The 11,032-nt window shown below is 56.9% G+C and carries 14 protein-coding genes and 2 tRNA genes; 5 read left to right on the plus strand and 11 right to left on the minus strand.

What is annotated here, in order from left to right; genetic code table 11:
* On the plus strand, positions 1-219 hold a 219-nt coding region (locus KHU33_RS23970; protein ID WP_211467671.1), incomplete at its 5' end, for an integrase core domain-containing protein.
* A gap of 89 nt (positions 220-308) precedes the next feature.
* Here KHU33_RS23970 and KHU33_RS23975 read toward each other — a convergent pair.
* From KHU33_RS23975 to KHU33_RS24005, 7 genes are all read right to left on the minus strand, one after another.
* On the minus strand, positions 309-971 hold the full coding sequence (locus KHU33_RS23975; protein ID WP_211467673.1) for an OmpA family protein: 663 nt from the start codon (positions 969-971) through the stop codon (positions 309-311).
* An 80-nt stretch (positions 972-1,051) separates the two neighbouring features.
* Positions 1,052-1,429, minus strand: a complete 378-nt coding sequence (locus KHU33_RS23980) for a hypothetical protein (RefSeq protein ID WP_211467675.1) — start codon at positions 1,427-1,429, stop codon at positions 1,052-1,054.
* A 14-nt stretch (positions 1,430-1,443) separates the two neighbouring features.
* Positions 1,444-1,830, minus strand: a complete 387-nt coding sequence (locus KHU33_RS23985) for a phage holin family protein (RefSeq protein ID WP_211467677.1) — start codon at positions 1,828-1,830, stop codon at positions 1,444-1,446.
* A 24-nt stretch (positions 1,831-1,854) separates the two neighbouring features.
* Positions 1,855-2,154 carry a DUF883 family protein gene (locus KHU33_RS23990; RefSeq protein WP_211467679.1) on the minus strand — a complete coding sequence of 100 codons (300 nt, stop codon included), beginning with the start codon at positions 2,152-2,154 and terminating at the stop codon, positions 1,855-1,857.
* Positions 2,155-2,345: 191 nt separating this feature from the next.
* On the minus strand, positions 2,346-2,855 hold the full coding sequence (locus KHU33_RS23995; RefSeq protein ID WP_211467681.1) for a hypothetical protein: 510 nt from the start codon (positions 2,853-2,855) through the stop codon (positions 2,346-2,348).
* Positions 2,856-2,980: 125 nt separating this feature from the next.
* Positions 2,981-3,391, minus strand: coding sequence for a nucleoside diphosphate kinase regulator (rnk, locus tag KHU33_RS24000; protein ID WP_211467683.1), 411 nt, complete (start codon positions 3,389-3,391; stop codon positions 2,981-2,983).
* Positions 3,392-3,541: 150 nt separating this feature from the next.
* A complete protein-coding gene (locus KHU33_RS24005; protein ID WP_211467685.1) occupies positions 3,542-4,009 on the minus strand; it encodes an energy transducer TonB family protein in 468 nt (155 codons plus the stop codon).
* A 381-nt stretch (positions 4,010-4,390) separates the two neighbouring features.
* Here KHU33_RS24005 and KHU33_RS24010 point away from each other — a divergent pair.
* Positions 4,391-4,466: transfer RNA gene (locus KHU33_RS24010), tRNA-Val, on the plus strand.
* Between the two features lie 34 nt (positions 4,467-4,500).
* Positions 4,501-4,577, plus strand: a tRNA-Asp gene (locus tag KHU33_RS24015).
* 302 nt (positions 4,578-4,879) lie between these two features.
* Here the strand turns inward: KHU33_RS24015 and KHU33_RS24020 are convergent.
* A complete protein-coding gene (locus KHU33_RS24020; protein WP_211467687.1) occupies positions 4,880-5,398 on the minus strand; it encodes a hypothetical protein in 519 nt (172 codons plus the stop codon).
* A gap of 325 nt (positions 5,399-5,723) precedes the next feature.
* On the opposite strand from KHU33_RS24020, the gene KHU33_RS24025 reads away from it, so the two are divergent.
* Positions 5,724-6,854: a GGDEF domain-containing protein gene (locus KHU33_RS24025; protein ID WP_211467689.1), complete on the plus strand. Its 1,131-nt coding sequence runs from the start codon at positions 5,724-5,726 to the stop codon at positions 6,852-6,854.
* A 22-nt stretch (positions 6,855-6,876) separates the two neighbouring features.
* Here the strand turns inward: KHU33_RS24025 and KHU33_RS24030 are convergent, their stop codons facing one another.
* From KHU33_RS24030 to KHU33_RS24040, 3 genes are all read right to left on the minus strand, one after another.
* Complete coding sequence (locus tag KHU33_RS24030; RefSeq protein ID WP_211467691.1) at positions 6,877-7,776, minus strand: recombination-associated protein RdgC; 900 nt, start codon at positions 7,774-7,776, stop codon at positions 6,877-6,879.
* A gap of 205 nt (positions 7,777-7,981) precedes the next feature.
* Positions 7,982-8,269 carry a DUF4404 family protein gene (locus KHU33_RS24035; protein WP_230414526.1) on the minus strand — a complete coding sequence of 96 codons (288 nt, stop codon included), beginning with the start codon at positions 8,267-8,269 and terminating at the stop codon, positions 7,982-7,984.
* A gap of 42 nt (positions 8,270-8,311) precedes the next feature.
* Positions 8,312-10,375: a UvrD-helicase domain-containing protein gene (locus tag KHU33_RS24040; RefSeq protein WP_211467693.1), complete on the minus strand. Its 2,064-nt coding sequence runs from the start codon at positions 10,373-10,375 to the stop codon at positions 8,312-8,314.
* A 131-nt stretch (positions 10,376-10,506) separates the two neighbouring features.
* On the opposite strand from KHU33_RS24040, the gene KHU33_RS24045 reads away from it, so the two are divergent.
* Positions 10,507-10,998 (plus strand): SRPBCC family protein, encoded by a 492-nt coding sequence (locus KHU33_RS24045; RefSeq protein ID WP_211467695.1) that lies wholly within the window; start codon positions 10,507-10,509, stop codon positions 10,996-10,998.
* Positions 10,999-11,032: the final 34 nt, after the last annotated feature.

The following is an 11,032-nucleotide window of genomic DNA, read 5'->3' on the forward strand; positions in this document are numbered from 1 at the left end:
GTTTGCTCGATGACTGATGGATACGACTGTTACCAGAATGCATTGGCTGAGCGGGTCAACGGCATCCTCAAGGGTGAATTCCTGCTCAACCGTCCGGCAGACCTGCAACAAGCCGCGAAGATGGTGGTGCAATCCGTTCGGATCTACAACCGGGAACGGCCGCATACGGCCCTGAAATACAAAACGCCCGATGCGGTGCATCGAGCGTTTGTGTTGTAATAAAACCTGTCAACCTATTTTAGGACTGGACACGGGATTCCTGATCTCTGTGTCAGCCGACATAGAGATCAATCCGGCTATTGTCGCCCTTACTGAGGGGCTTGCTCTCTGGTGTAGATTTCGACGCGACGATTCATCGCCCGATTTGCCGCCGTATCGTTGGCAACCAGAGGCTGGCTGGAGCCGAGTCCGTCCATGGTGATACGGTTAGGTGCAATGCCGCGGCTGCTCAGATAGCTGCTGACGTTCTGTGCGCGCTGGCGTGATAGCGGGCCGTTGATGGCGTCCGTGCCGGTGCTGTCTGTGTGGCCGTAGACTTCAATCAGAGCGGCCGGGTTCTGGGCCAGCGATGACGCCAATTGGTCCAGGATCGGGCGCAGGGCGGGATTGATGTCTGCTCTTCCGGTAGCGAAGCCGGTATCGGCCGGGACATTGACCTTCAGGCGATTATCGGCAGTCTGGGTAACTTGTACGTTAGTACCCGCAGTGGCTCTTTCCATCGCCATTTTCTGATCTTGCATGTGCTTGGACCAGATGTTGCCGCCGACCGCGCCAATCGCGGCGCCAATCGCAGCACCTGCAGCTGTTCGTCCGGCGCCGCCGGGGCCGGCAATGCCGCCCACCAGGCCGCCAAGCACAGCACCGGCGCCGGCGCCCATCGCTGTGCCACGTTGCGTTTCCGACATATCGGCACAGCCTGCGGTTGCCATGGCAACCGCCAGAGCCAAGGCGCCTATCTTGAGTTTATTCATGGTCTTTCCTCTTTAAGATTGAGACAGCATCAGCAAAAAAAGACCGCATCCCCAGCCGGATCTCCAGCCGGAGATTGCGGTTATTCATCATCCGTTGTTGCCTTGTTATTTCTACTGCTGATAAAAGCAGCACCGCCGATTGCCGTAAGCAGGGCGACGCCGATAAGAAGGGATTTTCGGGTACAGCGTTTGGACAGCCATGAGGCGCCAGTCAACAGCAACGGCAGCACGGCTGGTAAATTGCCGGCCCGGAGCTTGACCGGACTACTGAATATCGAAGAAGCGATGCCGGTCATCCGGCCGAGCAAAATGGTTGCCAGCGATTTACTGTTCAGGTTGGCTCGCACGATATTGCGCGAGATGACCATGTCGGCGCGGAAGGCTGCGCCTTCCTGCAGCAGCTTTTGCTTGCGCTCGGCGGTTGAAAGGCGGCTGTCCAGTCCTGAGTGTCTGTTCATGTCAGGTCCCGTGTTCAAAGCAGGGCGTCGCGGTCTTTGCGCAACTCGGCCATGGTGACCGGCAAACCGAGCCGGCCCTGGCGCAAAACGCTGCGCACATAAAAGGCTGTGCCGATGGCCAGGATGGTGAAGAATGCGGCAAGGATCAGCAGTATTTTCCAGCCCAGGGCTTCCCACGTCAGCACCAGCACCAGGCCGCTCCAGAAGGCCAGCGCAAACCACAAGGCGACAATGCCAAGCGCACAGACCAGCGATAGCTTGAACAGATGGGAGCCGATCTCGGAGAACTCCAGGGCGGCCAGCTCGATGCGGCTGATCACCAGTGCAAACATGTTCTTGGCGGTGCCGACCAGCCCGGCCACCAGACCCGGACTGCTGTGCTTGGGTTGTTGTGGATTCATGCGAGCCTGATAGTTATGCTGCGATTATTTACGGGAAATGACCAAGCCGACCAGGAAGCCGATGCCAGCCGAAATAGCGACCGCGCGCCACGGGTTTTCCTGGACGTAGTCGTCGGTGGTGGCGGCGATTTCCTTGCCGGCTTCGATTGCCGCAGCTTGCACATCTTGTGCTTTAGATACAGCCGAGTCGAGTAGTTCCAAACCTTTGTTGCGCAGATCTTCGGCTTTCTCGCCGGTGGTAGCGGCAGCTGCGCGAAACAGTTCTTGCGCATCTTCGACCAGGCTGCGGATATCGCTACGGGTTCTCAGAGTGGATCTGTGCATCGTGTGACTCCTTCATTCGTAAATTTCAAGTATAGCGAACCGCCTCTGTAAAAGTCGCGGCGGAATTAGCATAGGCGATGATACAGGCTCCTATGCTTACCTGCCAACAAAGTGTTTCTTTGACATCAAGTGGTGCGCTTGTCCGTGGCAGGCCAGCCGGCGTGGGTAGCCAATGCTGCGGCAATCGTGCCTTATTTCCTGTCGCGCAGTTCGGCAATCGCTTCGATGTTGCCGATCTGGATAACGATGGGACGCAGGGTAATGGTCGCTTGCGCCGGCCGCCAGGCAAATAACCATTCATGCTGGGACGCATCGCGTTTGCCTTTGCTGAAGGCGCCACCCAATGGGCTGGGCTGGCCATAACTGACGGCGGCGTCAATCCCGGCCCAGTTCGGCAGGACGCGCTGCGCGGCGCGATGAATCAGTTCGCCGAATTGCTCGGTGTTGTGAATCACCAGGCAGCAATCCGACGGCGCAAATGCGCTGAACAAGCTGGCGTCGTCGCTGCTGCTCATGCTAAGGGTCAGCAACTGCGGCATCGCCCGCTTTGCTGCGCCGTGCGAATGATGGAGGTTACTGATTTGCAGGCTTTCTGCGGGCGGACGCAATCGGAATTCTCCGAGCGTCAAGGAACGTTCCAGCCATTGCCGCTCCGAATAGCGGTAGAGCTTGGTAGGACGTTGATAGTCTGCGCTTAACATGATGACCTGTCTTTATTCTGACTTTATTCTTTGCGTAACACGCGCGAAAACCCCGCGCCTTGAAAACTTGCTGCGGCGCCGTCGACCGTTGCCACGCTATTTTTGTATGTTATTGACGATGGAATTTAAAGGTGGAATTCGCCGTTGGCTTCCGGTTGATATGTCACTTCCAGTATCCGCAGCTGCAAAGGACGGCCGCCCGGACCTTGCCAGGAAATCGACTGTCCTACCGACAGGCCCAGCAAGGCGCTACCGACCGGCGCCAGGATCGATACCGCATCGGGCGCGTTGGACGGACCCGGGTAGGCTAGCGTCATGCTGTATTCCGTTTTGCTGAGCTCATCTTCAAAACGCACCGTCGAATTCATCGTGATCACGCCCGGCGGAATTTCTTCGGGAGCCACAACGTTGGCGCGGCCCAACTCGTCCTGCAAGGCGTCGATGCCAGGCAGGTTGCGGTAAGCGCTTGACGCCAGCAATTGTTCAATGCGTTCCAGATCGAAACTGGAAATGATGAGTGGCGGCTGAATATCCATTACTGTGCTGTCTCGTAGAAAAGGGGGATAAGTGCGAACGCGGCGTGGTGAAGTGTCACACGGAGTCCTTCTTTGCGTTCGGGCTGGTAGCTCGATGGTAGGCGAGAAGCGCGCGCGAAGCAAGTCGGACGCAATCGCGTCCGGCGGCGGCTACTCGCTCATCTGTTGTTGGGCGATCGAACGTAGTTGAAAACGGCCATCGTCATTGAACAGCCAGCTTTCCGATATCTCTACTTCGCCGCGCCGCAGGAATCTGCTATCGGGTTTGGGGAAAGGCGCGGCACGGCGCAGCGCTGCCATGGCGCTGGCCTCGGCGTTGCGATCTTTATTGGAGCGCATGATTTCGGTACGCAGCAATTGGCCGTCGGCACTCACAAAATATTTCAGCACAATCACGGCGCGCAATAATGCCTGCGGCCGTCCGACATATACCTGGGTCGAGTTGGCCTCGACAATTCTTTGCGCCAGCCCGCGCTTGTAGTCATCCAGCGAAGTAGCAGTCGAGGTTGCGTTTGGGGTGGTGGCGGGCGGCGGCGGTGCCACCGGCCTGGTGATGGTGCATGCTGCCAGCATGATGGCGCTCACGCAGTACAAGCCAATGCGAATCCTGGCATTCATTGCAGCCTCCCTAAGGTAAAGCGGGGTTTAATTTCAATGGAATTTGATTTCAATTTATTAACTTTATTAATTTACAAGCGGCAACGAGTCTGATAGCGCCGTTGTCTTGTTTCGACAGTCAACATGCATCGGCTGTTCCTCTTCGAAAAGCCAATTTGCGAAAAAAATAGCCGGGCGTCCGGGATGTGTTGCAAGCGCAGCTGACCAAGCAAATAGGCGGGGCGGCAGAGGAAAGACAGAGGGAAATTCGGTGCTTCAAAAAACTTTTCAAAACAAAATGCGATGAAGCGCTAGCAAATTTAAAAAAACCGTTGTACAATCTGCCCCCTTCAGGCGTAGTGACATACGCTAAGAAAGAAAGTCTGACTAAGTGTGCATTTTGGGTGCTTAGCTCAGTTGGTAGAGCGGCGCCCTTACAAGGCGTAGGTCGGGAGTTCGAGCCTCTCAGCACCCACCAAGCAGACGATCGATCGAAATGAAGCAGCAGTTTAGGAGTGGTAGTTCAGTTGGTTAGAATACCGGCCTGTCACGCCGGGGGTCGCGGGTTCGAGTCCCGTCCACTCCGCCAAGAATACAAATGCCCGCGCAAGCGGGCGTTTTTATTTCAAGAATCAATTTCATTTCCCGTTTGCGGGAATATCGCTCTGTGGAGTGGAGGAAGCCGCCTGCGCGGCTTCTGGCGGGAATCGAAGGGCTGCGCTTGCAAGCGCAGCAGCGGCCTGCAAAGTGTAGGCGAGTCCCGTCCACTCCGCCAGAATACAAATGCCCGCGCAAGCGGGCGTTTTTATTTGAAGTATCAATTTAAAGAATCCACATGAAAAAAGACGACTGAAAGGTCGTCTTTTTTTCGTCCGCGATTTCAAAGGATTATCAAAACCGGTCGCCGATGGTGCGGGTTATGGCGCTGCCCTCGGATTTCTGCAGCATCAGCTTGCCATTGCGGATCACCAGCGTTTCGCTGCTTTTATCCCTGGTCTCGGCAATCCGGCCGATCGGCCCGAGCGCCATGCTGATATTGGTGGCGACCTTTACCTCGGCACTCTTGCGATCCTTGCCGATCTCGATATGTTCGATGGTGACCTGATAATTGGTCGACACGTCGCCTTGCCGTTCGGCCTGCGCCAGCGATGCAAACATCTTGTTGTACTTGTCGCAGGTTTCTTCCTTGTCGGCGTTTTCCTGAATCCGCCCCTGGCTGGTGGAATTGACGCCGGTGCGCGTGAAATCCTTGGTCAGCATCGCGCATAGCTCTTTGCCGCGCCCATTCAGGACATGCTCGGTCGCGGTGTCGTAAAAGCGTGTGATGCTCTCTTCGTCGATGGAATTTTGACGATTCCAGTACCAATAGCCAATCCCGCTGGCAACTAATAATAAAATAATGACTCTCATGCTGCCCTGATCCCCTTAAAACGCTAAAGACGCTTCATTGTTACCTACTGCGCCACTTTGCCGGCCTGCTTCTACACCTTGTCAGGTACAGAAGATGCGGTTTAAATTTCCAGTAAGCGATAGAATATCTGTAGTGCAACAATTTTGATACATAACTTAATCCCGCATTCGTGCGATCGCCAAAACATGGCATTATTGTTTCCCTTTAATACCGTGTCCTGCATCCATTTCTCCGAAAGAATGAATTGCTGTCTCTCATGCGTGGCTGCTTGTTGCCTATCAGGATGGTAAAGAAACCAATGGCAACCAAAGGGAAGTCGGGGACATGAAACAGCAACGTCGAAAAGAAATCAATGCGATGGCGTTGGGCATGCTCGGGCGCGTCGCCTTGAGCGGTCTGCTGGACGCCATGCTGCTATGGGGTTTTGCCCACGCCGGGGTGATTCAGCCGGAAATCGCGCTGCTCTACGGCATTGCTGTGGTGGTGGTCAACGGTATTTACTACCTGATGATCAGAAGCGGCTTCAACCGGCGCTACAAGGATCCCGGCCTGACTTTCGCGCAAGTGGTGAGCGCTTTGCTGCTGCAGACCGGATTTTTGATCCTGGCGCCGCAGGTCGGCTACCTGTTCCTGATCAATTTCTTTGTCATTTACGGCTTCGGCGTGCTCGGCCTGAGCACTTTCTGGTACGTGGTGAGCTGGCTGATCGGTTCGCTGGCGCTGGTGCTGGCTTTCGGCCTGGCCGGTTCGCACCTGCAGTTGCCGGTGGCCAGCAATTTCAGCCAGTTGCTGGTGTGCCTGTCTTTTATCCTGACGCTGGGCCGCTGCATCTACCTGACCAATATGCTGAGCCGCATGCAGCGCAAGATTATGGAAAAGAACCAGCAGCTGGTGCTGGCAATGAAGCGGGTCCAGGAGCTGGCCACGCGCGATGAGTTGACCAATATCGAAAACCGCCGTTCGCTGATGGAAATCCTGGCGGTGGAGCAAAAGCGTTTCCAGCGCGGCGGCACGCCGTTCTGCATCGCCATCCTGGATCTCGACGGCTTCAAGTCGGTCAATGATAATTTCGGCCACGCCGCCGGCGATCTGGTGCTCAAGACCTTTGTCGAGATCGTCCGCAATGAAATGCGTCTGAGCGACCACTTTGCCCGTTACGGCGGCGACGAATTCGTGCTGGTGCTGACCGGCACCACGGTGGAAGAAGGCGTGACTGCGCTGGACCGGATCTGCGCCGAGACTGAAATGTATGACTGGAGCAAGTTCGGCAAGGATATTGTGCTGACCGCGTCTATCGGGATTACCAATTTCCGCCCCGGCGAGAGCATAGACGAAGCCTTCCAGCGGGCCGACATGGCGCTGTATGGCGCCAAGGCGGCCGGCCGCAACCGCGTCATGATCAGCCCCGATAACTTCGAGTCTACCGACGGCGGCACCACCATCAGGGCTTTTTAAGCGCGCTGCCTGCGCTGCGCGATCAGACCGCCGGTTCGCCGCCCAGCGCAAACACCAGGTCGCCCAGCATCTTGCTCAGCTCGCCGGTCATCAGCATCATGTCGGAGTCGAAACGTTCGTCGTCATTCTTGCTGCTGACGTCGTTGCCTTCCTTCAGCACATCCAGCGGCGCGATGCGTTTGATCGCCAGCGATTCGGTCAGGACGAAGGAAATATGATCGGCCCAGGTCATCGCCAGCCGCGTGCATTGTTTGCCCGAGGCGATGTGGCGCCGCACGTCGTCGGCCTCGATGGTGTGGCGCACGTAGCGTACCGTCGCCTTGCCTTCGCCGGCGGCGCGCAATTCGGTGTCCTGGTCGACGGTAAAGCCGTGCGGCGCTTCATCGGCTGCCAGCCAGTTGGTCATCGAAGTCAGCGGCGAGTGCGCTGTGCGCAAGCCGGAAATTTGCAATTTGTCGACCGAGGCCAGCAACAGCTTGAGGATTTCCTCCGCCTTGGCCGGGCTGGCGGCGTCGATCACCAGCCAGCCGTTGACCGGATCGATCCAGACCCAGGTATTGCGCTGGATGCTGAAAGCGCGCGGCAGCAGTTCGTCGGTGACTTGCTCCTTGAGATCTTTCAGTTGCTTGCGGCCAGGCGCGTAGCCTTGCTGTTCTTCAATTTCAGCGGCGCGCGCCTTGGTAACCTGGTTGACCACGGTGGCCGGCAACAATTTCTTTTCCGTGCCCAGCAAAATCATCATCTGGCGATTCACGCTATGCACCAGCATGCCGTTATCGCGCGGCGACAGCCAGCCCTGGCTTTGCAATTCCAGGCTGCTGCACTTGGCAAATGCCTGCGGCGCCAGAAACGCTTCTAATTGTTCGGCCGAAATGGCCCATGGTGCGGGGATACGGTAGATCTGCAGATTTTTAAACCACATGGCGTTCCAATAAAAAAACAATAACAATCGCTCCGTTCCCAAGCGGCTATGCAGGGGGAGTCCGAAGCAATCACATGAGATGAAAAGACAAGCAAGGCGGATGAGCGCAGCGCGATGTCTTGCGGCTGTCGCCAAACTTGCCAAAGAGATGTGCAGAGCGGGAGGGGCTATTCCTATCCTTCCTGTCCTGCCAAGCGATATCCGATCAAATCCCCATGTTGGCCAGTGTATCGGCAATTTCACGCAATACAGGTTGCAGATGCGGATGACGCACCGCCAGCCGGGCTGAGATAACCTGGGCGCGTTCCACCAGGGCCGAGCGGAGATCGGAAGCAGGGGCCGCTGCCGTTGTTGCATCGGCGGATTTCAGCAGTTCCTGGATATCGGTATCCAGCGATTGCAGCAAGGCTTTCAGCTCGCTATCGACCGTGCCGCTGCTTTCAAGCGTGTTGCGGAGTTTTTCCAGCGATGTCTTGATGTTGTCTATGCTCATGGTCTTACTCCTGAATTGGGTTTTACTCTAACACTTATCATCTCACGCAGCTCTCGGCTTCTGCAACAAAGCCTTCAAACTGGCCAGACGGTTTTGCGGGGTGATTTGTTCAGCCTCGGTCGGCATGGCGTCACCCTCGTCGAGCCGCATTTCCTTGACGAAGCGCGATATTTCGCAAACGACAGCTTCGCCGGCGCGCTTGCGCTTCTTGCACCAGCTGACGTGCAAGCTGCGCTGGGCGCGGGTGATGCCGACATACATCAGGCGCCGTTCTTCCTCGATACGGGCGGCGATGGTTTCGGGCGGCGCATCCGGATCGCCCTTGTGCGGCAAGATGCCTTCTTCGACCCCGATCAGGAACACATGCGGATACTCCAGCCCCTTGGAAGCGTGCAAGGTCGACATGCGCACCGCATCCGGTTCTTCGTCGCGGCCTTCCAGCATCGACATCAGCGCCACCATCTGGGTCAGTTCCAGCAGGTTTCTCTCGTCGCCGGCGCCATCCTTGCCGCCTGTGCCTTTTTCCTTCAGCCAGTTGGTGAAGTCCAGCACATTCTGCCACTTGCCTTGCGCCGCGCGGTCGTCGAAGCTGTCGTACAGATAATGTTCGTAATTGATTTCTTTCATCATGTCGTCCAGCACGGCGGCCGCATTCTCGCCGCTGCCGGCGGGGCCGACACGGCTGGCGCGGGCTTCCAGCTGGTTGATGAAATGGCAGAATTCGCGCAGCGGGTATAGCTGGCGATCGGTCAGCTTGGCTTCGATGCCGCCCTTGAACACCGCTTCGAACAGCGAACACTGCCATTGCCCGGCCACCGTGCCCAGCACTTCCAGCGTAGCCTGGCCGACGCCGCGCTTGGGCGTGGTAATGGCGCGGATGAAAGCCGGATCGTCGTCTTCGTTGGCGATCAGGCGCAGGTAACTGATGATGTCCTTGATTTCGGCGCGGTCGAAAAAACTCTGGCCGCCCGACATCGTGTACGGGATGCGTTCGCGCCGCAAGGCTTTTTCAAAGGTCCGCGCCTGGTGGTTGCCGCGGTACAGGATGGCGTAATCGGAAAACTTGGCGCGCCGCTCGAAACGATGGGCCGACAGCATGATGGCCACCTGCTCGGCTTCTTTCTCGTCATCCTCCATTCCCATCACCTTGATCGGATCGCCCAGCCCGTGTTCCGACCACAGTTTTTTATCGAACAGCTTGGGATTGTTGCCGATCACTGCGTTGGCGGCTTGCAGGATGCGGGTGGAGGAGCGGTAATTCTGTTCCAGCTTGATTACTTTCAAGTCGGGGAAATCGACCTGCAGCGTTTTCAGGTTTTCGATGGTGGCGCCGCGCCAGGCGTAGATCGCCTGGTCGTCGTCGCCGACCGCGGTAAACATCGGCTTCTTGCCGAGCCCGGTGACCAGCAGCTTGACCAGTTCGTACTGGCAGGTATTGGTATCCTGATATTCGTCGACCAGCAGATAACGCAGCCGCCGCTGCCATTTATCGCGCACCGTCTCATTGCTGCGGAACAGCTCCACCGGCAGGCGGATCAGATCGTCGAAATCGACCGCCTGATAGGCCGCCAGCGTCGCCACATAGCTGCGATAGATCCGCGCCGCCTGCGCTTCGTCTTCCGTGACGGCTTGCTTGATGGCTTGTTCGGGATCGATCAGGCCGTTTTTCCACAGCGACATCGCGGTCTGGATGCGGCGGATCAGTTGTTTGTCGGTGGTAATCGCCAGATCTTGCACAATCGAAAAGCAATCGTCGCTATCCATGATCGAGAAACGATCTTTCAGCCCCAGTTCGCGCGCTTCCTGGCGCAGGATCTTGACCCCCAGCGAGTGAAAAGTGCTGACGGTGATGTGCTTGGCTTGCTTCGGATCTTTCAAGAGCTTGGCGATCCGCTCCTGCATTTCAGTCGCCGCCTTGTTGGTAAAGGTCAGCGCCGCGATATGTTTGGCGTCATAGCCGCAATCCTCGATCAGATGCTGGATTTTCTGCGTAATCACGCGCGTCTTGCCCGAGCCCGCGCCGGCCAGCACCAGGCAGGGGCCGTCAAGATATTTGACGGCTTCCCGCTGGGGAGCATTCAGACCGAAATTGGGAGTGGACGACATAACTGACCGGAAGGAGCAAAGCGCTGTATTTTAACAGTGCGGAGGGCGAGGGCGACGCTGCATGCCGCCTTGCTCCAGTTTTTGCGCTGAATATGGGACAATCTGTTATCAACTATCTTGCCGGACATGCTATGAAATTCAGCCACCTGATCGAAATCAACGATCCCCTCAACCCGCTGATCGACCCTTTGACGCGTGAGCAGCTATGGCGCGGGCTGGTGATGCGGGCCGAGCAGCCGATGTTGTTTGTCGAGCATCTGGATGAATGCCTCCTGTCCGATCAATCGATGCAATCGGTTACGCGTGAACTGCGTTACGGCAAAGTGACGATAAAAGATGTGGTCAGTTACCTGCCGCTGCTGCAGGTGCGCTACCAGGTGCCGAAACAGCAAGACATCGTCGGCTCCAGCCTGATCATGACGATTGAAGAGCCTGGTCCGGAAATGTTGTTCGTTCGGTTTGAATATGAAGACGAGGCGGTAGAGCGGCAACCGGCGGCGCAAGCCGAACAAGAGTTTTACGATGAATTCCGTCGTTCGGCTTATGAAGAAGCGGACATCGACACCATCCGCGTGATCCGCGAACTGGCGGCTGAGGGGCGGCTAGGGCCTGTTAGCAATTGATTTGGGAGATGCGTTCCAACCAAAACGTGTGGTG

This window comes from Collimonas silvisoli, assembly GCF_018305005.1.
Classification (GTDB): domain Bacteria; phylum Pseudomonadota; class Gammaproteobacteria; order Burkholderiales; family Burkholderiaceae_D; genus Collimonas; species Collimonas silvisoli.

Bases quoted from the DNA above. Each gene is read 5' to 3' on its own strand.
- KHU33_RS23985 (WP_211467677.1), bottom strand. From the start codon at position 1,830: ATGAATCCACAACAACCCAAGCACAGCAGTCCGGGTCTGGTGGCCGGG.
- KHU33_RS23990 (WP_211467679.1), bottom strand. From the start codon at position 2,154: ATGCACAGATCCACTCTGAGAACCCGTAGCGATATCCGCAGCCTGGTC.
- KHU33_RS23980 (WP_211467675.1), bottom strand. From the start codon at position 1,429: ATGAACAGACACTCAGGACTGGACAGCCGCCTTTCAACCGCCGAGCGC.
- KHU33_RS24005 (WP_211467685.1), bottom strand. From the start codon at position 4,009: ATGAATGCCAGGATTCGCATTGGCTTGTACTGCGTGAGCGCCATCATG.
- KHU33_RS24035 (WP_230414526.1), bottom strand. From the start codon at position 8,269: ATGAGCATAGACAACATCAAGACATCGCTGGAAAAACTCCGCAACACG.
- KHU33_RS23975 (WP_211467673.1), bottom strand. From the start codon at position 971: ATGAATAAACTCAAGATAGGCGCCTTGGCTCTGGCGGTTGCCATGGCA.
- KHU33_RS24020 (WP_211467687.1), bottom strand. From the start codon at position 5,398: ATGAGAGTCATTATTTTATTATTAGTTGCCAGCGGGATTGGCTATTGG.
- KHU33_RS24040 (WP_211467693.1), bottom strand. From the start codon at position 10,375: ATGTCGTCCACTCCCAATTTCGGTCTGAATGCTCCCCAGCGGGAAGCC.
- KHU33_RS24045 (WP_211467695.1), top strand. From the start codon at position 10,507: ATGAAATTCAGCCACCTGATCGAAATCAACGATCCCCTCAACCCGCTG.
- KHU33_RS23995 (WP_211467681.1), bottom strand. From the start codon at position 2,855: ATGTTAAGCGCAGACTATCAACGTCCTACCAAGCTCTACCGCTATTCG.
- rnk (WP_211467683.1), bottom strand. From the start codon at position 3,391: ATGGATATTCAGCCGCCACTCATCATTTCCAGTTTCGATCTGGAACGC.
- KHU33_RS24025 (WP_211467689.1), top strand. From the start codon at position 5,724: ATGAAACAGCAACGTCGAAAAGAAATCAATGCGATGGCGTTGGGCATG.
- KHU33_RS24030 (WP_211467691.1), bottom strand. From the start codon at position 7,776: ATGTGGTTTAAAAATCTGCAGATCTACCGTATCCCCGCACCATGGGCC.